Source organism: Actinomadura sp. 3N508 (genome assembly GCF_044326375.1).
Taxonomy (GTDB): domain Bacteria; phylum Actinomycetota; class Actinomycetes; order Streptosporangiales; family Streptosporangiaceae; genus Spirillospora.
The window spans coordinates 297,406-320,117 of the sequence record NZ_JBIRAX010000005.1; the positions used below are offsets into that span (position 1 = coordinate 297,406).

The 22,712-nt window shown below is 70.7% G+C and carries 3 protein-coding genes (2 of these 3 only partly in view); all 3 read right to left on the reverse strand.

The window, feature by feature from the left end; all coding sequences use genetic code 11:
- Tightly spaced (each overlapping or abutting the next), the 3 genes in view from ACH34S_RS20215 to ACH34S_RS20225 form a layout consistent with a single transcriptional unit that may run on beyond the window.
- Positions 1-2,268 carry the start of an SDR family NAD(P)-dependent oxidoreductase gene (locus ACH34S_RS20215; protein ID WP_395954238.1) on the reverse strand. Its footprint begins 6,549 nt before the window's first position, so only the first 2,268 of its 8,817 coding nucleotides appear in the window; the start codon lies at positions 2,266-2,268; the stop codon falls past the left edge of the window.
- Positions 2,265-17,447 carry an SDR family NAD(P)-dependent oxidoreductase gene (locus ACH34S_RS20220; RefSeq protein ID WP_395954239.1) on the reverse strand — a complete coding sequence of 5,061 codons (15,183 nt, stop codon included), beginning with the start codon at positions 17,445-17,447 and terminating at the stop codon, positions 2,265-2,267. The genes ACH34S_RS20215 and ACH34S_RS20220 overlap by 4 nt, the downstream gene beginning before the upstream one ends.
- On the reverse strand, positions 17,437-22,712 hold the 3' end of the coding sequence (locus tag ACH34S_RS20225) for an SDR family NAD(P)-dependent oxidoreductase (protein WP_395954240.1). The gene runs 7,879 nt beyond the window's last position; 5,276 of the gene's 13,155 nt are visible here — the last part of the coding sequence; its start codon lies off the right edge, out of view; it ends in the stop codon at positions 17,437-17,439. The genes ACH34S_RS20220 and ACH34S_RS20225 overlap by 11 nt, the downstream gene beginning before the upstream one ends.

A 22,712-nucleotide genomic window follows, 5' to 3' on the forward strand; every position in this document is an offset into this window, starting at 1 on the left:
GCGATACCAGTAGTCGGCGTCCAGTTGCCCGGTGTCGATTTCCTGGCCGGTGAGGGTGGAGATGAAGGTGATATCGGTCGAGACGGGGTCTATCCCCTGGAGCGATCGACGGATCTCGTCTTCGATCGCCTCGATGTGGGGTGAGTGTGAGGCGTAGTCGACGGGGATGATCTTCGCGTCGTCGAGGGCGTGGAGTGCTTCGGTGTCGCCGGAGACGACCGTGGTGTTCGGCCCGTTGATGGCGGCGATGCTGAGACGCGGGTCGAGGGTGAGTTGGTCGGCGGGCAGGTTGATGGATGCCATGCCGCCGGTTCCGGCGAGGCGGGTGAGGGCTTTGGCGCGCAGCGCGACGATTTTCGCCGCGTCGTTGAGGGTGAGGGCGCCTGCGACGCAGGCGGCGGCGATTTCTCCTTGGGAGTGGCCGATGACGGCGTCGGGTTTCACGCCGTGCGATTCCCAGACTGCCGCCAGGGAGACCATCATCGCGAACAGCGCGGGCTGGACCTGGTCGACTTTGTCTAAGTCGGGATTGCGGATATCGACGTACGGGGAGAGCGCTTCTATGCACTCGCTCATACGGGCGGCAAAAACTGTGTTGGTGCGCATGAGTTCTTGGCCCATGCCGACCCACTGGGAGCCCTGGCCGGGGAACACGAACACGACCTTTTCGGCGGGCTTGCCTGAGCCGGTGATGACCTCGCCGTCGCCGAGGATCACGGCGCTGTGGCGGAGCTTGGCCCGCCTGCTGAGGGTGTGCGCGATGTCGACTGGGTTGAGGCCCACGGCCGCGGTGCGGAGGCGTTCCACCGCCTCGGTCAGCGCCGCCTGGCTCTTCGCCGACACCGGCCATGGGGCGGGCTCGGATGGGGTGTCGGGTTTTTCGGCGGCGGTGGTGGCGTGTTCGAGGATGAGGTGGGCGTTGGTGCCGCTGATGCCGAAGGAGGAGATGCCTGCGCGTCGGGGGTGTCGGTTGTCGGGCCAGGCGACGGGTTGGGTGAGCAGTTCGACGTTTCCGGTCGTCCAGTCGACGTGGGGGGTGGGTTCGTCGACGTGGAGGGTCGGCGGAAGCTGGCCGTGTTGCATGGCCAGGATCATCTTGATGACGCCTGCGACGCCGGCTGCTGCTTGGGTGTGGCCGAGGTTGGATTTGATGGAGCCGAGCCAGAGGGGGTGGTCGCGGTTTTGTCCGTAGGTGGCCAGGAGGGCTTGGGCTTCGATGGGGTCGCCGAGTTCGGTGCCGGTGCCGTGGGCTTCGATGGCGTCGATGTCGGTGGGGGTGAGTTGGGCGTTGGTGAGTGCTTGGCGGATGACGCGTTGTTGTGATGGGCCGTTGGGTGCGGTGAGGCCGTTGGAGGCGCCGTCTTGGTTGACGGCGCTGCCGCGGATGAGGGCTAGGACGGGGTGGTTGTTGCGGGTTGCGTCTGAGAGGCGTTCCAGTACTAGGAGGCCGGCGCCTTCGGCGATGCTGAAGCCGTCGGCGGTGGCGGCGAAGGGTTTGCAGCGTCCGTCTGGGGCGAGGGCGCGTTGGCGGCTGAATTCCAGGAAGACGCGGGGGGTGGGGACGATGGCGGCACCGCCGGCCAGTGCGAGGGTGCATTCGTTGTTGCGCAGGGCTTGGCAGGCCAGGTGGATGGCGACCAGCGAGGAGGAGCAGGCGGTGTCGATGCTGATCGCGGGGCCTTCCAGCCCGAGGGTGTAGGCGATCCGGCCCGACGCGACGCTGGTGGTGATACCGGTCGCCAGATAGCCGTCGAGGTCCGCCGGGATGCCCGTGCCGCCCGTCGCGTAATCCTGGGACACGACGCCCGTGAACACCCCTGTCGAAGTGCCGCGCAAGGAGGCCGGGGCAAGACCGGCGCGTTCGATCGTTTCCCACGCGAGCTCCAGCAGAACCCGTTGCTGCGGGTCGATGGCCAGGGCCTCGCGCGGCGAGATCCCGAAGAAGTCGGCGTCGAAATCGGCCGCGCCGGTGAGGAAACCGCCGCCCTGCGCGTAGGTCTTCCCCGGTGCGTCGGGATCCGCGTCATACAGGTCTTCGACGTCCCAGCCGCGATCGCCGGGAAGCGGGCCGACCGCATCGACACCGTTCGACAGCAGGTCCCACAGGTCCGCCGGGCTGTTCGCGCCGCCCGGGTAGCGGCACGCCATCGCCACGACCGCGATCGGTTCCCGCGCGCGCTCCTCATGGCCGCGCAGGCGTTCCTGAGTGTCCTCCAGCTCGACGGCGAGCCGCTTCAGGTACTCGCGGAGGCGTTCCTCGTTGCTCATTCGAGCTCCCCGTTTCCCGCTGTGGTCGTTGCCGTGCGTTCGGCGCGCGTACCGCCGAACCTGCGATCCAGGAATTCGAACAGTTCGTCGTCGGTCGCGGACGCCAGGCGCTGCGGCGCCGGCTCGGCAGCGCCCAGCGCCTGCCAGCGGGACAGCAGGTCCCGCATTCGCGCGGCCACCGCGTCGTGCGTGCCGGGGTCGGGCGTGACGGACCGCAGGCTCGATTCCAGCCGGTCGAGTTCCGCCAGCAGCAGGTCCCCGGCCGGTGCGGCGGCGGGGAGCAGCGTGGCGTGCAGGTGGTCGGTCAGCGCCGCCGGGGTGGGGTGGTCGAACGCCAGCGTGGACGGCAACCGGAGCCCGGTCGCCGTGTTCAGCCGGTTGCGCAGCTCGACGGCCGTGAGGGAGTCGAAGCCCAGCTCCTTGAACGGTTGCTCCGGCCCGATGGACGCGGGATCGTCGTGCCCGAGAACCGTGGCCACGTTGTTCCGTACCAGGTCCAGCAGCATCCGATGCCGCTCCTGATGCGGCAGTCCGGACAGCCGGTCGGCCAGCGACGTTCCCGCGCTCCCGGCCGTCGCGGTGGGCAGCGAGACCTGCACCAGGCCGCGCAGGAGCGGTGCCTCCGAACCGTCGGACGCGGCCGCGCGCAGCGCCCGCATGTCCAGCCGCATCGGCAGCTGCACCACTCCGGGACGTGTCAGAGCCAGGTCGAGCAGCGCCAGGGCGTCCTCGGTGGACATACCGGCGCTGCCGCCGCGGGCCAGCCTGCTCAGGTCCTGCTCCCCGAGGTGGCCGGTCATGCCGGTCGCGTCCGCCCAGTAGCCCCACACCAGGGACGTGGCCGGCATGCCGCGCGCCCGGCGGTGGTGTGCGAGGGCGTCGAGGAAGGTGTTGCCGGCGGCGTAGTTCGCCTGCCCGGCGCCGCCCAGCGTGCCGGCCAGCGAGGAGAACAGGACGAACTCGGCCACGTCGCCGGTCAGTTCGTGCAGGTTCCACGCGGCGTCGACCTTGGGACGCAGGACGGCCGACAGGCGGGTCTCGTCCTGGGCGGCGAGCGTGCCGTCGGCCAGGACGCCGGCGGCGTGGATGACGGTGGTGAGCGGGTGCTCCTGCGGGACGGCGTCCAGAAGCACCCGGAGCGCGTCGCGGTCGGCGGCGTCACAGGCGGCGACGTCGACGTGGGCGCCGAGGTCGCTGAGCTCGTCGCGCAGGCCACCGTCCTCGCCGCTGCGGCTGACCAGCAGCAGCCGCTTGACGCCGCCGCTTGCCACCAGATGCCGGGCGACGAGCGCCCCGATGGTGCCGGTGCCGCCGGTGATGAGGGTCGTGCCCTCCGGGTCGCGGGGACGCGGGAGGGTGAGCACCAGCTTGCCGATGTGCTTGGCCTGCTGGAGGTGGCGGTAGGCGTGCTCGGCGTGGCGAATGTCCCAGGCGGTCACCGGCAGCGGGCGCAACGTGCCGTCGTTGAATCGGGGAAGCAGCTCGTCGAAGATCTCCCGGAGCCGGTCCGGTCCGGCGTCATGCAGGTCGAACGGCCGGTAGTCGACCCCGGTGACGTCCCTGCGGACGTCGGTCTTGCCCATCTCGATGAAGCATCCGCCGGGTTTGAGGAGTCGGAGGGATGCGTCGGTGTGCTCGTGCGCAAGTGAGTTGAGGACGACGTCGACGGGTGGGAATTGGGTGGTGTAGTCGAGGTTGCGGGTGCTGGCGAGGTGGGTGGGGTGGATGTCGAGTGCGTGCCATTTGGTGGGGTGGGCGGTGGCGTGGATGGTGGCGCCGGTGTGGTGGGCGAGTTGGGTCGCGGCCATGCCGACGCCGCCGGCGGCGGAGTGGATGAGGATGGTGTCAGTGGAGCGCAGGCGGGCCAGGTCGTGCAGGGCGTAGTGGGCGGTGAGGAATGCCACGGGTACGGTCGCGGCCTCGGCGAACGACCAGCCGTCGGGAATGCGCGCCAGCAGCCGGTGATCCGTGACCGCCCGCGGGCTGATCGCCTCGAACAGACCCATGACGCGGTCGCCGGGCGCGAGGTCCGTGACGTCCGGGGCCGTCTCGGTGACGATGCCGGCGCCTTCGTTGCCCAGCTGTGCTTCCTCCCCCTCCGGGTACATGTCGAGCGCGATGAGGACGTCGCGGAAGTTCACGCCCGCGGCCCGCAACGCGACCCGCACCTGCCCCGGCCCGAGATCCGTCACCGGGTACGGCGCCAGCGTGAGCTGTTCGAGCGAGCCACGCCGGGCGATGTCAAGCCGCCAGTTCTCGTCGGGCGGGGCGAGGCCGTCGTCGGGAGCCGCGCGGGCGACCCGCGGGGCGAATGCGTGACCCTGCCGGAGCGCCAGCTGCGGTTCGCCGGTCGCCAGCGCACGCCGGAGGATGCCGGCGTCGTCGGTGTCGGCGTCGATGATGACGAACTGACCGGGGTTCTCCGTCTGGGCCGAGCGGACCAGGCCCCAGACCGGTGCGGCGGCGAGGCCGCGGACCGCCTCGGCGGCGTGCGTTGCAATCGCGTCCCGGGTGACCACCACGAGCGGGCCGGCACCGGAGTGGTGCTCCTGGAGCTGGCGCAGGACCTGGTGGGTCGTCGTGTGCGCCTCCGCCGGAAGATTCCGCGAAGAGGCCACGAACAACCACTCGGCATCCGGCTCGGGCGCCTCGGCCCCCTCGGGAGGCAGCGGGACCGGAACCCAGTCCAGGTGGAACAGACTGCCGTCGAGGGTTCGGGCGTCGAGCGAGTCCGGCCGGATGGGCCGAAGCACCAGGCTCTCCGCGCTCACCACCGTGGTGCCGGCCGGATCGGTCGCGACCAGGCCGATCCGGTCATCGGCCGTTCGCGTGAGCGCGACCCGCAGCGCGGTCGCGCCGGTCGCGTGGAGCGACACGTTCGTCCACGTGAACGGGAGGTGCGGTGTCTCCGCCTGCTGGCCAAGGGCGAGGGGGTGGAGTGCCGCGTCCAGCAGCGCCGGGTGGACGGCGAATCCCGCAGGCGGTTCGTCGAGCTCGATCTCCGCGTAGGTGGTGCCGTCGTGGTGCCAGGCGCGCCGCAGGCACCGGAACGATGGGCCGTAGTGATAGCCGCGCTCGATCAGGTCCTCGTAGAGGCCCGTGGCGTCGAGCGGGACCGCCTCCTGCGGGAGCCAGTCCATGGGCGAGGGCGGCGCGATGGTCGGGGCGATGGTGGCGGTGGCGTGCTGGATCCAATCCTCGCCGTTCTTGGAGTGGACGGTCACGGTGCGCCGCCCGGTGTCGTCCGCCGGACCCGTGACCAGCTGGACGTCCGTGTGGTGCGTGCCGAGGATCAGCGGGGCGTGCAGGGTCAGCTCGTCGATGTGCGGGCACCCGGTCTGCTGGCCGGCGTGCAGCACGAAGTCGGCGAACGCCGTACCGGGGAGCAGTGGGGTGCCCGCCACGGCATGGTCGGCCAGCCAGGGGTGCGTCGCGAGGGACAGCCGTCCGCTGAGGACCAGGTCGTCGCTCGCGGTACGGATCGCCGAGGTGAGCAGCGCGTGCCCAGTGCTCTCCGCGACGTTCGGCGGTGCGGAGAGCCAGTAGTGCCGGTGCTCGAACGGGTAGGTGGGGAGGTCGACGAGGGTGCCGTTGATGTTCCAGTCGATGTCGATGCCGTGGGTGTAGGCGTTGGCGAGGGCGCGGTCGAAGTCGTCGTCGTTGCGTCGGAGTGTGTGCAGGTCGGTGGCGAGGATGGGGTGGGGGCTGATTTCGATGAGGGTGGCGTCGCCTGCGGTTTGGACGGCCTGGTGGTATTGGACGGTGTGGCGGAGGTTGCGGTACCAGTAGTCGGCGTCCAGTTCCCCGGTGTCGATTTCCTGGCCGGTGAGGGTGGAGATGAAAGTGATGTTGGATTGGCGTGGTGCGAGGTCGTGGAGTGCGTCGCGGATGTCGTTTTCGATCGCCTCGATGTGGGGTGAGTGGGAGGCGTAGTCGACGGGGATGATTTTCGCGTCGTCGAGTGCGTGGAGTGCTTCGGTGTCGCCGGAGACGACCGTGGTGTTCGGCCCATTGATGGCGGCGATGCTGAGGCGTGGGTCGAGGTCGAGTTGGTCGGCCGCCACGTTGAGCGAGGCCATGCCGCCGGTACCTGCTAGGCGGGTCAGTGCCTTGGCGCGCAGGGCGACGATCTTGGCGGCGTTGTCCAGGGTGAGGGCGCCGGCGACGCAGGCGGCGGCGATTTCACCTTGGGAGTGGCCGATGACCGCGTCGGGTTTCACACCGTGCGATTCCCACACCGCCGCCAGCGAGATCATGATCGCGAAGAGCGCGGGTTGGACCTGGTCGACCTTTTCCAGGTCGGGGTCGCGGATATCGACGTAGGGGGCAAGGGCTTCGACGCATTCGTTCATGCGTGCGGCGAAGACCTTGTTGGTGCGGGCCAGATCCTGTCCCATGCCCACCCACTGGGAGCCCTGGCCGGGGAAGACGAACACGATTCTTTCGGGTGTCTTTCCTGAGCCGTTGATGATCTGACCGCCGTCCAGGATCACCGCGCGATGCTCGAACTGAGGGCGTTTCGTCAGCGTGTATGCGACGTCGGTGGGGTTGAGGCCGGCTGCGGATTGGCGAAGCTGGGTGATGGCGGCGTCCAGTGCGGCAGGAGTCCGGGCAGAGATCGGCCAGGGGGCTGGTTGCACGCTGCGGTCCGGTTCGGGGACAGGGGCGTGTTCGAGAACGACGTGGGCGTTGGTGCCGCTCACGCCGAAGGAGGACACACCCGCGCGCCGCGCGCGCCCGCTGTCCGGCCAGGGGGTCGGCTCGGTGAGGAGTTCGACGGCTCCGCTCGTCCAGTCGACGTGCGGTGTCGGCTCGTCGACGTGGAGCGTCCGGGGGAGGAGGCCGTGCCGCATGGCGAGCACCATCTTGATCACGCCCGCGACGCCGGCCGCCCCACCCGTGTGGCCGATGTTCGACTTGATCGAACCTAGCCAGAGCGGGTTTTCGCGGTCTTGCCCGTAGGTGGCCAGGAGGGCTTGGGCTTCGATCGGGTCGCCCAAGGTGGTGCCGGTGCCGTGCGCCTCCACGGCGTCCACGTCGGACGGTGACAGCCCGGCGTTCGCCAGCGCTTGACGGATCACGCGTTGCTGCGACGGGCCGTTGGGCGCGGTGAGGCCGTTCGACGCGCCGTCCTGGTTCACCGCCGTGCCGCGGACCAGCGCGAGCACCCGGTGACCGTTGCGCTGTGCGTCGGACAGCCGCTCCAGCAGCACGAGACCGGCGCCTTCGGACCAGCCGGTGCCGTCCGCCGCGGCGGCGAAGGACTTGCAGCGCCCGTCGGGTGCGAGACCGCGCTGCCTGCTGAACTCCAGGAACCCGTCCGGGTTGACGAGGACCGTCGCGCCTCCGGCCAGCGCAAACGAGCATTCGCCCTGACGAAGCGACTGGGCGGCCAGGTGGATGGCGACCAGCGATGACGAGCAGGCCGTGTCAATGGTGACCGCCGGTCCCTCCAGACCGAAGGTGTACGCGATGCGGCCGGACGCGACGCTGGTCAGGCCGCCGGTCACCAGATAGCCCTCGACGCCTTCCTCGGCGTGCCGCGCGGACCGGCCGTAACCGCTGTGCAGGACGCCCGCGAACACGCCGGTGTCACTGCCGCGCAGGGAAGCCGGGTCGATCCCGGCCCGTTCGAGTGTTTCCCAGGCGAGTTCGAGCAGCAGGCGTTGCTGCGGGTCGGTGGCGAGGGCCTCTCGCGGGCTGATGCCGAAGAAGGCGGCGTCGAAGCCCCCGGCGGCGTCGAGGAAGCCGCCGTGCCGCGTATAGGTCTTGCCGGGCTGATCCGGATCGGGGTCGTACAGCGCCTCGATGTCCCAGCCGCGATCGGCCGGGATCTCGGTGATCGCGTCATCGCCGTCCACCAGCAGCCGCCACAACTGCTCCGGACTGTGCGCGCTGCCCGGGAGACGGCACGACATGGCCACGATCGCGATCGGCTCGTCCACTGCGGACCGGGCGACCGCACTGCCGGTCTGTTCGGTGCCGAGCGTCTTGTGGCGCATGTAGGTGGCCAGCGCCTGCGGCGTCGGATGGTCGAACACGACGGTGGCGGGCAGGTCGAGGTCCGTGGCGGCGTTGAGCCGGTTCCGCAGGTCCACGGCGGTCAGCGAGTCGAAACCCTGCTCCCGGAACGGCTGCCCGGGGTCCACCGCCGACGCGTCGCCGTGCCCGAGGACCGCGGCGACGGTCGTCCGGACCAGAGCGAGGAGGATCTCCTCCTGCTCCTGTTCATCGCGTCCCGCCAACCCCTCGACGGCGGTGAGCACCGGCAGCGGGGACGCGGCAGGAGCCTGCTCGATGCGCCTCGGCGCCACGACGTCGGGTGCCAGCGGGCGGGTCACCAGGGACTCGACGGTCAGGACCGGTGTCCCGGCGGGATCCGTCGCGGTGAGGGTGAATGTGCCTGCGGTGGCGGTGGGCGCGAGGTGCACGCGGAGACTCGTCGCACCAGTGGCATGAAGCCGCACGCCGTTCCACGCGAACGGCACGCGGGGTGCGTCCGGGTCGGCGGTCACCGTGCGGAGGGCGGCGTCCAGGAGCGCCGGGTGGATCCCGAACCCGGCCGCCTCCGGCAGCAGCCGGTCCGGCAGCCGGACGTCCACGGGCTCGGCTTCGACACTCGGCATGGCCGGCGGTGCTGCGCTGAGCGTGCCGGTGGCATGTTCGGTCCACGTGTCCTCTGCGGAGAGCCGGGAGTGGATCGTCAGCCGTCGCCGCCCGTCTTCGTCCGGTGCCGACACGATGAGCTGGAGCCGCACGATGTCGCCCAGCGGAAGGGGAGTGTGCAGGGTCAGGTCGCCGATGTGCGGCGCGTCTGTGCGGTGCCCCACGTGCAGCGCCAGCTCGATGAACGCGGCACCGGGAAGTACCGGGACTCCCGCCAGCACATGCTCGTTCAGCCAGTCGTGGCCGTGCGCGTGCACCGTGCCCGTGAACAGCAGCGCGTCAGTGTCGGCCAGCCGAACCGGATCCGCGATCGAGAGACCTGAGGCGGCGGGCAGCCAGTAACGCTGACGCTGGAAGGGGTAGGTCGGCAGCGGGACGATGCGACCGCTGGTTCGCCAGTCGACATCGATGCCGTGGGTGTAGGCCTCGGCGAGTGCGCGGTCGAAGTCGTCGTCGTTGCGGCGGAGCGTTGCTATGTCGGTGGCGAGGATGGGGTGCGGGCTGATTTCGATGAGGGTCGCGTCACCGGCCGACTGGACGGCTTGGTGGTATTGGACGGTGTGGCGCAGATTGCGGTACCAGTAGTCGGCGTCCAGTTCCCCGGTGTCGATTTCTTCGCCGGTGAGGGTGGAAATGAAGGTGATCTCGGTCGGGTGTGGCGTGATGCCGTGGAGCGCTTGGCGGATTTCGTCTTCGATCGCCTCGATGTGGGGTGAGTGTGAGGCGTAGTCGACGGGGATGATTTTCGCTTCGTCGAGCGCCTGCAATGCTTCGGTGTCACCGGAGACGACCGTGGTGTTCGGCCCGTTGATGGCGGCGATGCTGAGACGCGAGTCGAGATCGAGCTGGTCGGCCGCCACGTTGAGCGAGGCCATGCCGCCGGTTCCGGCGAGGCGGGTGAGGGCTTTGGCGCGCAGGGCGACGATTTTGGCGGCGTCGTCGAGGGTGAGGGCTCCTGCGACGCAGGCGGCGGCGATTTCTCCTTGGGAGTGGCCGATGACGGCGTCGGGTTTCACGCCGTGCGATTCCCAGACTGCCGCCAGTGAGACCATCATCGCGAACAGCGCGGGCTGGACTTGGTCGACTTTGTCCAGGTCGGGGTCGCGGATATCGACGTAGGGCGCGAGGGCTTCGACGCATTCGTTCATGCGTGCGGCGAAGACCTCGTTGGTGCGCATGAGTTCCTGGCCCATGCCGGCCCATTGGGAGCCCTGGCCGGGGAACACGAAGACGACCTTTTCGGGGGTCGTGCGCGAGCCGGTGATGACCTCGCCGTCGCCGAGGATGACCGCTCGGTGCCGGAACAGGCTGCGCTTCGAGAGTGTGTGGGCGACATCGACTGGGTTGAGTCCGCTCGCGGCCTCCCGTGTGTGGACGACGGCCTCTTCCAGCGCGGCACGGGACTTCGCCGACACCGGCCATGGGGCGGGTTTGAATGCGGTGTCGGGTTTTTCGGTGGTGGTGGTGGCGTGTTCGAGGATGAGGTGGGCGTTGGTGCCGCTGATGCCGAAGGAGGAGATGCCTGCGCGTCGGGGGTGTCGGTTGTCGGGCCAGGCGACGGGCTCGGTGAGCAGTTCGACGTTCCCCGAGGACCAGTCGACATGCGGTGACGGCTCGTCGACGTGGAGGGTCCTTGGCAGGAGACCGTTCTGGAGGGCGAGAACCATCTTGATGACGCCTGCGACGCCGGCTGCTGCTTGGGTGTGGCCGAGGTTGGATTTGATGGAGCCGAGCCAGAGCGGATGGTCGCGGTTTTGCCCGTAGGTGGCCAGGAGTGCTTGGGCTTCGATGGGGTCGCCGAGTTCGGTGCCGGTGCCGTGGGCTTCGATGGCGTCGATGTCGGTGGGGGTGAGTTGGGCGTTGGTGAGTGCTTGGCGGATGACGCGTTGTTGTGATGGGCCGTTGGGTGCGGTGAGGCCGTTGGAGGCGCCGTCTTGGTTGACGGCGCTGCCGCGGATGACAGCCAGGACGGGGTGGTTGTTGCGGGTTGCGTCCGAGACGCGTTCCAGGATCAGCAGGCCGGCGCCTTCGGCGATGCTGAATCCGTCGGCGGTGGCGGCGAAGGGTTTGCAGCGTCCGTCTGGGGCGAGGGCGCGTTGGCGGCTGAATTCCAGGAAGACGCGGGGGGTGGGGACGATGGCGGCACCACCGGCCAGTGCCAGTGAGCATTCGTTGTTGCGCAGGGCCTGGCAGGCCAGATGGATGGCGACCAGCGAGGAGGAGCAGGCGGTGTCGATGCTGATCGCGGGGCCCTCCAGCCCGAGGGTGTAGGCGATCCGGCCCGAGGCCACGCTGGTGGTGATACCGGTCGCCAGATAGCCCTCCAGCTCCGGCGGCAGGGCTTCCGGCGCATAGTCCTGCGACACGACGCCGGTGAACACGCCCGTCGAGCTGCCGCGCAGTGACGCCGGGTCGATACCGGCGCGCTCGATCGCCTCCCACGCCGTCTCCAGCAGGACTCGCTGCTGCGGATCCGTCGCCAGGGCCTCGCGCGGCGAGATGCCGAAGAAGCCGGGGTCGAAGCCGGCGGCGTCCGCGAGGAAACCGCCGTGCCGGACATAGGACCTGGCCGGACGATCGGGGTCGGGATCGTACAGGTCCGCCAGTGCCCAGCCGCGGTCGGCAGGCAGCGGAGTAATGGCATCCACCCCATCGGCGAGGAGCCGCCACAGATCCTCCGGCGTGCGGACGTCGCCGGGATAGCGGCACCCGATGGCCACGATCGCGATCGGCTCGTCCCGCGATGTCGTGGGGGTCGCCACGGTCGCCGGGGCGTCCTCGCCGAGCAGCTTCCTCCGGAGGTGGTCGATGAGCGCCGCCGGTGTCGGATGATCGAACACGAGCGTCGCCGGCAGGCGCAGGCCGGTGGCGGCGGCGACACGGTTGCGCAGCTCCACGGCGGTGAGCGAGTCGATCCCGAGATCCTTGAACGTGCGGCCGGGATCGATGGCCTCCGCACCGGTGTGCCCCAGGACGGCGGCGGCACAGCCGCGCACGGTGTCCGCCAGACCCGTGACGTCGTGCGCGGCCTGCCCCTCGGCCACGCCGGCGGCCTGCCGGCGGACCGGGCGGGGCCGCGTGCGGAGCAGCGGTGACGTCGCACCGGCGGCGAGCCGCACCGGCGCGAGCACCGGATGGCGCGCCCCCAGCGCGGCGTCGAACAGCGCGAGCGCGCGATCGGGCGCCAGGCCGGTCACGCCGCCGCGCGCCAGGTCGCGGTCGCGCAGGTGCCTGGTCAGGTTCGTCTCCTCCGCCCAGTAACCCCACGCGAGCGACGTGGCCGGGAGGCCCTGGGCGCGGCGGTGGTGGGCGAGCGCTTCGAGGAAGGTGTTGGCGGCGGCATAGTTGGCCTGCCCGGCGGTGCCCAGCGTCCCGGAGAGGGACGAGAAGAGGACGAACTCGGCGAGCTCAAGCTCGCCGGTCAGCTCGTGCAGGTGCCAGGCGGCGTCCACCTTCGGGCGCAGCGCGGTGGCGAGCCGGTCCGGGGTCTGGGCGGTGAGCACGGCGTCGTCCAGCGCCCCTGCCGTGTGTACGACCATGGTGAGCGGCCGCTCGGCCGGGATCGTGGCGAGCAGCTCCGCCACCTGGTCACGGTCGGCGATGTCGCACGCCGCGATGGTGACGTCCGCGCCCAGCCGGGTCAGCTCCGCCTGCAGCGCCGCCGCGTTCGGGGCGTCCGGTCCCTGCCGGCTGGCCAGCACCAGGTTCCGCACACCGTGCTCGGTGGCGAGGTGTTTCGCCACCAGCGCGCCGAGCGTGCCGGTGCCGCCGGTGACGAGCGCCGTCCCGCCGGGTGCGTGCCGTGGCGGCAGGGTGAGGACGAGCTTGCCGATGTGCTTGGCCTGCTGGAGGTGGCGGTAGGCGTGCTCGGCGTGGCGGATGTCCCATGTCGTCACCGGCAGCGGCTGGAGCCGTCCCGAGGCGAAGAGCGCCGTCAGCTCGGTCAGGATCTCGTGGATGCGGTCCGGTCCGGCGTCGTCCAGGGTGAACGGCAGATACTCGGCCTCCGTGACGTCCGTGCGGAGGTCGGTTCTGCTCATCTCGATGAAGCGTCCGCCGGGTTTGAGGAGGCGGAGGGAAGCGTCGGTGTGCTCGTGCGCGAGCGAGTTGAGGACGACGTCGACGGGCGGGAACTGGGTGGCGTAGTCGAGGTTGCGGGTGCTGGCCAGGTGCGCGGGGTCGAGGTCGAGTGCGCTCCATTTGGTGGGGTGGGCGGTGGCGCGGATGGAGGCGCCGATGTCGCGGGCGAGCTGGAGTGCGGCCATGCCGACGCCGCCGGCGGCGGAGTGGATGAGGACGGTGTCGGTCGCAGCCAGGCGGGCCAGGTCGTGCAGGGCGTAGTAAGCGGTCACGAACGCGACGGGGACCGACGCGGCCGTCGTGAACGACCAGCCGTCCGGAATGCGCGTGAGATACCGGTGGTCGGCCACGGCCGCCGGGCCGACACCATCGTGGAACAGGCCCATGACGCGGTCGCCGGGCGCGAGGTCCGTGACGTCCGGCGCGGTCTCGGTGACTACGCCGGCGCCTTCGTTGCCCAGTTGCGCTTCTTCCGCCTCTGGGTACATGTCGAGCGCGATGAGGACGTCGCGGAAGTTCACGCCCGCGGCCCGCAACGCGACCCGCACCTGTCCTGCTCCGAGCGGGTCCTCTGGCGCGGGGGCCAGGGTGAGATGGTCGAGGGTGCCGCGTTCGGCGACGTCCAGGCGCCAGTTCCCGTCCGGCACCGGGAGCGAGTCGTGGTCGGCGCGGGACAGGCGGGGGACGAGGATCTTGTCCCGGCGGATCGCGAGCTGCGGCTCGCCGGTCGCCAGGGCACCGGCCGGAAGGTCCGTGGTGTCGGTGTCGGTATCGATGTCGACCAGGACGAACCGGTCCGGGTGCTCGGTCTGGGCGGACCGCGCCAGACCCCAGACGGTCGCGGCGGCGAGGTCCCGCACGTTCTCGGCAGGGTCGGTGGCGATCGCGTTGCGGGTGACGACGACGAGCTTGGCTTCGTCCTCCGCGTCGTCCCGGGCGAGCCAGTCCTGGAGCCGCGCCAGGACGTGCTCGGCTGCACGGTGGGCCTGTCCAGGCACGTCGTCACCGGAAGTCTCGACCACCAGGAGCTCATGCGCCGGCTCGCCCATTCCGGGCGGGACAGGGGTCCACGTCACGACATGCAGGTCGCCGAGCGTTGAGGCGTGCCCTGGGCGCATCGTCACGGACTCGGCGCTCAGCACCGGCGCGCCGGACGGGTCGGTCGCGACGACGGAGACACGGTCAGGGGCGAGGCGTTCAAGGCGTACCCGCAGGCGGGACGCGCCTGACGCGTACAGGGCCAGATCCGTCCAGGCGAAGGGGAGCAGGGTCTCCGTCTGGTCGCCGCTCAGCACGACCGGCTGGAGCGCGGCGTCCAGCAGCGCCGGGTGGACGCCGAACCCGCTGTCGTCGGTGTCGAGCGCGACCTCGGCGTGCACGACGCCGCCGTCCACCCACGCCCGGCGGACGCCGCGGAACGCGGGACCGTACTCGTAGCCGAGATCCGCCAGCCGGTCATAGAGCCCGCGCACCTCGACCTCGGGAGCCGCTGGGGGCCAGGCCAGTTCGGCCGCGGGAGGGCTGTGCGGCGTGAGGATCGCCGAAGCGTGGTGGGTCCAATCACCGGTCTCCGGCCGCGAATGGACGGTCAACGTGCGGCGGCCGGTCTCATCCGCGCTGCTCACGGTCACCTGAAGCTGGAGGTTGCCGGCGTCCAGCACGAGCGGCGCCTGGAGGGTCAGCTCCGCCACGTGCGGGCAGCCGGTCTGGTGTCCGGCGTGCAGGGCGATGTCGGCGAACGCGGTGCCCGGCAGGAGGATCGAGCCATCGACGGCGTGGTCGGCCAGCCACGGCCGGCTGTACGCGGAGAGCCGCCCGGTGAACACGACGCCGTCGTCGGCCGTGTAGATGGCGGCGCCCAGCAATGGGTGACCGGCCGCCGCCTGGCCCAGCGCATCGGCACCAATCGGGGTCCCGTCCAGCCAGAAGCGGCGGCGCTGGAAGGGGTAGGTCGGCAGGTCGACGAGGTTGCCGTCGATGTTCCACTCGATGTCGATGCCGTGGGTGTAGGCCTCGGCGAGGGCACGGCCGAAGTCGTCGTCGTTGCGGCGGAGCGTCGCCAGGTCGGTGGCGAGGATGGGATGCGGACTGATCTCGATGAAGGTGGCGTCACCCGCCGATTGGACGGCCTGGTGGTATTGGACGGTCTGGCGCAGGTTGCGGTACCAGTAGTCGGCGTCCAGCCGGCCGGTGTCGATTTCCTTGCCGGTGAGCGTGGAGATGAAGGTGATTTCGGCCGAGCGCGGCCGGACACCGGACAGAGCCTGCCGGATTTCGCCTTCGAGGGCTTCTACATGCGCGGAATGCGACGCGTAGTCGACCGGGATGATCTTCGCGTCGTTGAGCGCCTGTAATGCTTCGGTGTCGCCGGAGACGACCGTGGTGTTCGGCCCGTTGATGGCGGCGATGCTGAGGCGCGGGTCGAGATCGAGTTGGTCGGCGGGCAGGTTGAGGGATGCCATGCCGCCGGTTCCGGCGAGGCGGGTGAGGGCTTTGGCACGCAGCGCGACGATTTTCGCCGCGTCGTCCAGGGTGAGGGCGCCTGCGACGCAGGCGGCGGCGATTTCTCCTTGGGAGTGGCCGATGACCGCGTCGGGTTTCACACCGTGCGATTCCCAGACCGCCGCCAGCGAGATCATCATCGCGAACAGCGCGGGCTGAACCTGGTCGACTTTCTCCAGGTCGAGGTCACGAATATCGACGTAAGGGGCTAGTGCCTCGACGCATTCGTTCATGCGTGCGGCAAAGACCTTGTTAGTTCGGGCCAGCTCCCGGCCCATGCCCACCCACTGGGAACCCTGGCCCGGGAAGACGAACACGATCTTCTCGGGGGCTGTGCCCGAGCCGGTGATGACCTCACCCTTGTGGATCACGGCGCGATGCTCGAAGCGGGCGCGCTTGCCGAGCGTGTAGGCGACATCGGCAGGCGCGAGGCCCGTCGCGGCCTCGCGCACCCTGGCAACGGCCGCCTCCAGGGCGGCGGCGCTCTTCGTCGCCACCGGCCATGGCGCCGTCTCAGCTGCGTCGGACGCGGGCGCGTCGGGCCGCTCGGCGGCGGCGACGCCTTCGAGGATCACATGGGCGTTGGTGCCGCTGATGCCGAACGAGGACACGCCCGCGCGGCGGGGCCGGTCCGCCTCCGGCCAAGGTGTCGACTCCGTGAGCAGGCGGACGTTCCCAGCGGTCCAGTCGACGTGCGGGGTGGGCTCGTCCACGTGCAGGGTGCGGGGGAGGACACCGTGGCGCAGGGCCAGCACCATCTTGATGACCCCCGCCACGCCGGCCGCCGCCTGGGTGTGACCGAGGTTCGACTTGATCGAACCGAGCCATAGCGGACGGTCGCGGTTCTGCCCGTAGGCGGCGATGATCGCCTGTGCCTCGATGGGATCGCCCAGCGTGGTCCCGGTACCGTGCGCCTCGACCACGTCCACGTCGGAGGGTGACAGCCCGGCGCTGGCCAGTGCCTGGCCGATCACCCGCTGCTGCGACGGCCCGTTCGGTGCGGACAGCTGGCTGGAGGCGCCGTCCTGGTTGAGGGCGCTGCCCCGGATCACGGCCAGCACGGGATGGCCGTTGCGCCGGGCGTCGGAGAGCCGTTCCAGCAGGACGAGACCGGCGCCCTCGGCCCATCCCGCGCCGTCCGCCGCGGCGGCGAACGACTTGCAGCGGCCGTCGTAGGCGAGACCCCGCTGACGCGTGAACTCCACGAACGCGCCCGGCGTGGCCATCACGGTGGCGCCACCCGCCAGCGCGAGCGTGCACTCGCCCTGCCGCAGCGCCTGGCACGCGAGGTGGACGGTCACCAGCGACGAGGAACACCCGGTGTCCACGGTGATCGCCGGGCCCTCCAGGCCGAGCGTGTAGGCGATGCGGCCGGACGCGATGCTGCTCATCCCGCCGGTGACGAGGTAACCGTCGACCTCGGGGGCCGGCTCGTGAACCCGGGTCGCGTAGTCCTGCCACACGATTCCCGCGAACACCCCGGTCGCGCTGCCGCGCAGCGACGTGGGATCGATGCCCGCCCGCTCCAGCGTCTCCCAGGCGACTTCGAGCAGCAGCCGTTGCTGCGGGTCGGTGGCCAGCGCCTCGCGCGGTGAGATGCCGAAGAACTCGGCGTCGAAGTCACCGGCGTCGTAGAGGAAACCGCCCTCCCGCGCGCGGGACGTCCCGGACCGGCCGGAGTCCGGGTCGTACAGGTTCGCCACGTCCCAGCCCCGGTCCACGGGGAACGGGCCGACCGCGTCGGCTCCCTCGGCCACGAGCCGCCAGAGGCCCTCCGGGCCGTCCACCCCGCCCGGGAAGCGGCACCCCATCGCCACCACGGCGATCGGTTCGCGTGCCTCGTCCTCGATCTGGCGCAGCCGCTGCTTGACCTGGAACAGGTCGGCGGTGGCCCGCTTCAGGTAGTCGACGAGCTTGTCATCACTGGGCATCATCGAACCCTTTGTCGAGTAGGTCGAAGAGTTCCTCCGGGGTGGCCGCCCGGATCCGGCTCGTGAGATCGGCGGCCGGGGCCGCGTCGTCGAGTTTGCGGAGCAGATCCTGAAGCCGGGCCGTCACCTTCGTGCGCAGCGGGTCATCGGCCGGCAGCGCGGCGACGACCGTGTCGAGCCTGTCCAGCTCGGACAGCGCGTCCCCGCCCCCGTTCCTGTTCCCATTTCCGTTTCCGTTCGTGGCCGAGGCCAGCAGGGTGCGCAGGTGCCCGGCGAGCGCGACCGGGGTCGGGTGGTCGATCGCGAGCGTCGTCGGCAGTTTCAGGCCGGTCGCCGCGCTGATGCGGTTGCGCAGCTCCACGACGGTCAGCGAGTCGAAGCCCATGTCGAGGAATCCGCGCTCCCGGGCGATGGCGTCGGGACCGGCGTGCCGCAGCACCGCGGCGGCCTGCGCGCGAACCAGGTCGAGCAGCACCCGCTCCCGGTCGGGCTCCGGTACCGCCGCGAGACCGGCGCCCGGGGACGCGGGCACGCCGGCCGACGCCTGCCGGGGCCGCTGCGGGACCAGGCCGCGCATCAGCGCGGGCAGCGTGCCCGCGGTCGCCTGGTCCCGCAACGCCGGGAGGTCGAACTCGGCCGCCACCGCGAACGGCCGCTCGGCGCCCAGCGCCGCGTCGAACATCGCGAACGCCGTGGTGGCGGACATGGGCAGTGTGCCGCCCCGTTCCAGCCGGGCGAGCTCTTCGTCCGCGAGCCGTCCGGCCATCCCCGCGTCCTCGGCCCACCAGCCCCAGGCCACCGACGTGGCGGGCAGGCCCCGTGTGTGGCGGTGCCGGGCCAGCTCGTCAAGGAACGCGTTGGCCGCCGAGTAGTCGGCGTGGCCGGCGAGGCCGGTCGTCGCGGCGAGCGAGGAGAACAGGACGAACGCCGCCACGTCGCCGGTGAGGGTATGCAGGTTCCAGGCGGCGTCGACTTTCGCGCGGAACACCGTGTCCAGGTGCCGGTCCGTCAGCTCGCCGAGCGGGGCGCCGTCGACGACGCCCGCCGCGTGGACGACCGCGGCCAGCGGGTGCTCGGCGGGGACCGCGTCGAGGACGGCCTTGAGCGCCCGCGCGTCGGCGGTGTCGCAGGCCACGATCGTGACGTCCGCGCCGAGCTCGGTGAGGCGGTCCCGGAGCCGTGCGGCGGCTGGCGCCTCCGGGCCGCGCCGGCTCACCAGCAGCAGCCGGCGGACGCCGTGCCGGGTGACCAGATGTTCGGCCAGCAACGTGCCGAGCGCTCCCGTGCCGCCGGTGATGAGCGTGGTGCCGTCCGGCGGCATCCGGCCCGGCTCCCCGGTCGCCGTGCGGGTCAGGCGCGGCGCGAACGCCTGGCCGCGGCGCAGGACCAGCTGGGGCTCGCCGGTCGCCACCGCCATCGGCAGGATCCGTGCCGACGCCTCGTGGCCGTCGGTGTCCACCACGACGAATCGCTCCGGGTGCTCGCCCTGCGCCGTCCGCAGCAGGCCCCACACCGGTGCGGCGGCGAGGTCCGATTTGTCGGACGGGTCGGTGGTGATGGCGTTGCGGGTCACCACGACCAGGGGTTCGGAACCCTGGTGTGCCTGGAGGGCCGTCAGCACGTCGCCGGTGATCCGCCGTGCGGTGGTGGTCAGGTCACTCGAGCTGGGGACATCGACCTCTATCAGCGTGGACGCCGCCGCGGTGGTTGACGGTAGCCGGACGGGCGTCCATTCGACGTGGCCGAGCGCGGGCGTCGTGGCCGCGGGCGGCTCCTGGAACTCGACGGAACGGACCGACAGGACGAGATCGCCGGCCGGATCCGTGGCGACGAAGCCGGTCTCCGTCCTGCGGACATGCAGGGTCGTCGCTCCGATGGCGTGCAACTCGACCCCGGTCCAGCGACCAGGGAACTCGGTGGACGCCAGGATTTCGTCCAGCAGCTCGGGATGGATCGCGTACCCGGCGGGCTCGGCGGTGTGGCCGACCTCCACCTGGTCACCTGCCGGGACTTCGGCGGGCGCCACCCCGGCGGACAGCGTCGCGGTGACGTGGTTCGTCCAGTCGCCCGCATGCTCGGCCTGCGTGTGGACGGTCAGGGACTCACCGTCCACCAGCACCTGCAGATGCGTGTCCCGTGCCGGTTCCGCCACCGGCCGGTGCACGGTGAGGTGCTCGATCCCCGGCAGCCCCGACTGGATGGCCGCGTGCATGGCGAGCTCCACCAGTGCGGTCGCCGGCAACCCCTCGTGACCTGCCGGCAGGCGACCGGTGAGCACCAGCGCGCCACCGGCCGTGCGCAGCGCCGCGGACAGGAGCGGGTGGTCGGGAACCTCCATGCCCAGCTCGCTCGCGTCCGTGATCCCCACCGTCGCGTCGAGCCAGTAGCGCTGGCGCTGGAAGGGGTAGGTGGGGAGGTCGACGAGGGTGCCGTTGATGTTCCACTCGACGTCGATGCCGTGGGTGTAGGCCTCGGCGAGGGCGCGGATGAAGTCGTCGTCGTTGCGCCGGAGCGTTGCTATGTCGGTGGCGAGGATGGGGTGCGGGCTGATTTCGATGAAGGTGGCGTCACCCGCGTTTTGGACGGCCTGGTGGTATTGGACGGTGTGACGCAGGTTGCGGTACCAGTAGTCGGCGTCCAGCGTGCTGGTGTCGATTTCCTCGCCGGTGAGGGTGGAGATGAATGTCGTCTCTGCCGGGCGTGGGTGGACACCGGAAAGCGCTTGAAGAATTTCGTCCTCAATCGCCTCGACGTGGGGGGAGTGGGAGGCATAGTCGACCGGGATGATCTTCGCGTCGTCGAGTGCCTGTAATGCTTCGGTGTCGCCAGAGACGACTGTGGTGTTCGGCCCGTTGATGGCGGCGATGCTGAGGCGCGGGTCGAGATCGAGCTGGTCGGCGGGCAGGTTGATGGATGCCATGCCGCCGGTTCCGGCCAGGCGGGTGAGGGCCTTAGCGCGCAGCGCGACGATTCTTGCCGCATCGTCCAGGGTGAGGGCTCCTGCGACGCAGGCGGCGGCGATTTCCCCTTGGGAATGGCCGATGACCGCGTCGGGTTTCACGCCGTGCGATTCCCAGACCGCCGCCAGCGAGACCATCATCGCGAACAGCGCGGGCTGAACCTGGTCGACTTTCTCCAGGTCGGGGTCACGGATATCGACGTAAGGGGCGAGTGCTTCGACGCATTCGTTCATGCGGGCGGCGAAGACCTTGTTAGTGCGGGCCAGCTCCCGGCCCATGCCGATCCACTGCGAGCCCTGACCGGGGAAGACGAACACGATCTTCTCGGGGGCCGTGCCCGACCCCGTGATGACGTCGCCGTCGTGGATCACGGCGCGATGCTCGAACTGGGGACGGCGGGTCAGCGTGAAAGCGACGTCGGCCGGGTTCAGATTGGTCGCTGCTGCGCGGACCTGCGCCACCGCTGCTTCGAGCGCCGCCTGGCTTCTCGCCGAGACGGGCCAGGGCGCCGACCCCGACCCCAGTTCGGAGCCGGGGGCAGCGGTCGGGACGTGCTCGACGATGAGGTGCGCGTTGGTCCCGCTGATACCGAAAGAGGAGATCCCCGCCCGGCGTGGGTGGCCGTTCTGTTGCCAATCAACGGGCCGGGTGAGCAGTTCGACGTTTCCCGCCGACCAGTCGACGTGTGGTGTCGGCTCGTCCACGTGCAGCGTGCGGGGGAGCAGGCCGTGTCGCATGGCGAGGACCATCTTGATGACACCCGCCACGCCGGCTGCGCCCTGCGTGTGCCCGATGTTGGACTTGATCGAGCCGAGCCAGAGCGGGTGGTCGCGGTCCTGCCCGTAGGTGGCCAGGACGGCTTGGGCCTCGATGGGGTCGCCGAGGGTGGTGCCGGTGCCGTGGGCTTCGATGGCGTCGACGTCGGCGGGGGAGAGGTCGGCGTTGGCGAGGGCCTGGCGGATGACGCGTTGCTGGGAGGGCCCGTTGGGTGCGGTGAGGCCGTTGGACGCTCCGTCCTGGTTGACCGCGCTGCCGCGGATCACGGCCAGCACCGGATGGTCGTTGCGCTGGGCGTCGGACAGGCGTTCGAGGAGTATGAGCCCGGCGCCTTCGCCCCAGCCGGCACCGTCGGCGGCGGCGGCGAAGGACTTGCACCGCCCGTCGGGTGCCTGACCGCGTTGGCGGCTGAACTCGATGAAGGCTGTGGGGGTGGCCATGACGGTGACGCCGCCGGCCAACGCGAGGGTGCATTCGCCTTGGCGTAGGGATTGGGCGGCTAGGTGGATGGCGACCAGTGAGGAGGAGCAGGCGGTGTCGATCGTGACCGCGGGACCCTCAAGACCGAGCGCGTAGGCGACCCGTCCGGAGGCCACACTCCCCATTCCGCCCGTCACCATGTAGCCCTCGACCTCAGGCGCCGGGTACCGCACGCGGCTGAGGTAGTCCTGCCAGACCACGCCCGCGAACACGCCGGTGTCGGTGCCGCGCAACGAGGCCGGGTCGAGTCCCGCGCGTTCGAGTGTTTCCCACGCCACTTCCAGCAGCAGGCGTTGCTGCGGGTCGGTGGCCACCGCCTCGCGCGGGCTGATGCCGAAGAACTCCGCGTCGAACTCGGCCGCGTCGTAGAGGAAACCGCCCTCGCGGGTGTTCGACGTCCCGGATCCGGTGTTCCGCTGGAGACCGGCCAGGTCCCAGCCGCGGTCGACGGGGAAGCCCGAGATGGCGTCGCCGCCACCGTCCAGGAGCCGCCACAGGTCCTCCGGTGAGCGGACGTTGCCGGGGAAGCGGCAGCCCATGGCGACGATCGCGATCGGCTCGCCGGTGGCGGAACGCGTGATCACCGAGTGGTCGGCCCGTGCGCCGACCAGCTGCTCCCGGAGGTAGGAGACCAGGGCCTCCGGCGTGGGGTGATCGAAGGCGAGCGTGGCCGGCAGCCGCCGCCCGACCGCGGACGCCAGCCGGTTGCGCAACTCGACGGCGGTCAGCGAGTCGAAACCGGCCTCCTTGAACGTGCGGGTGTTGCCGATCGCGTCGGGCGTGCCGTGTCCGAGGACGGTGGCGGCATGCGCGCGCACCAGCTCCAGAAGCATGCGGATCTGCTCGTCCTCGGAGAGCCGGCGAAGATCGTCGGCCAGGGACGTGCCGTCCGGCGTGGACGCCGCCGCCTGCCGGGCCGGGGCCGTCCGCGCCGTGGTGGTGGACACCAGACGTGCCGGGACGACGAGCGGCCGCGGCCCGCTCACCGCGGCGTCGTAGAGCGCGAGGGCCTCGTCGGTGGGCATCGGGGCGAGACCACCGCGGGCGA

What these genes read in the sequence shown, in the direction of transcription:
- ACH34S_RS20220 (WP_395954239.1), bottom strand. Translation starts at nt 17,447, where the DNA reads ATGCCCAGTGATGACAAGCTCGTCGACTACCTGAAGCGGGCCACCGCC.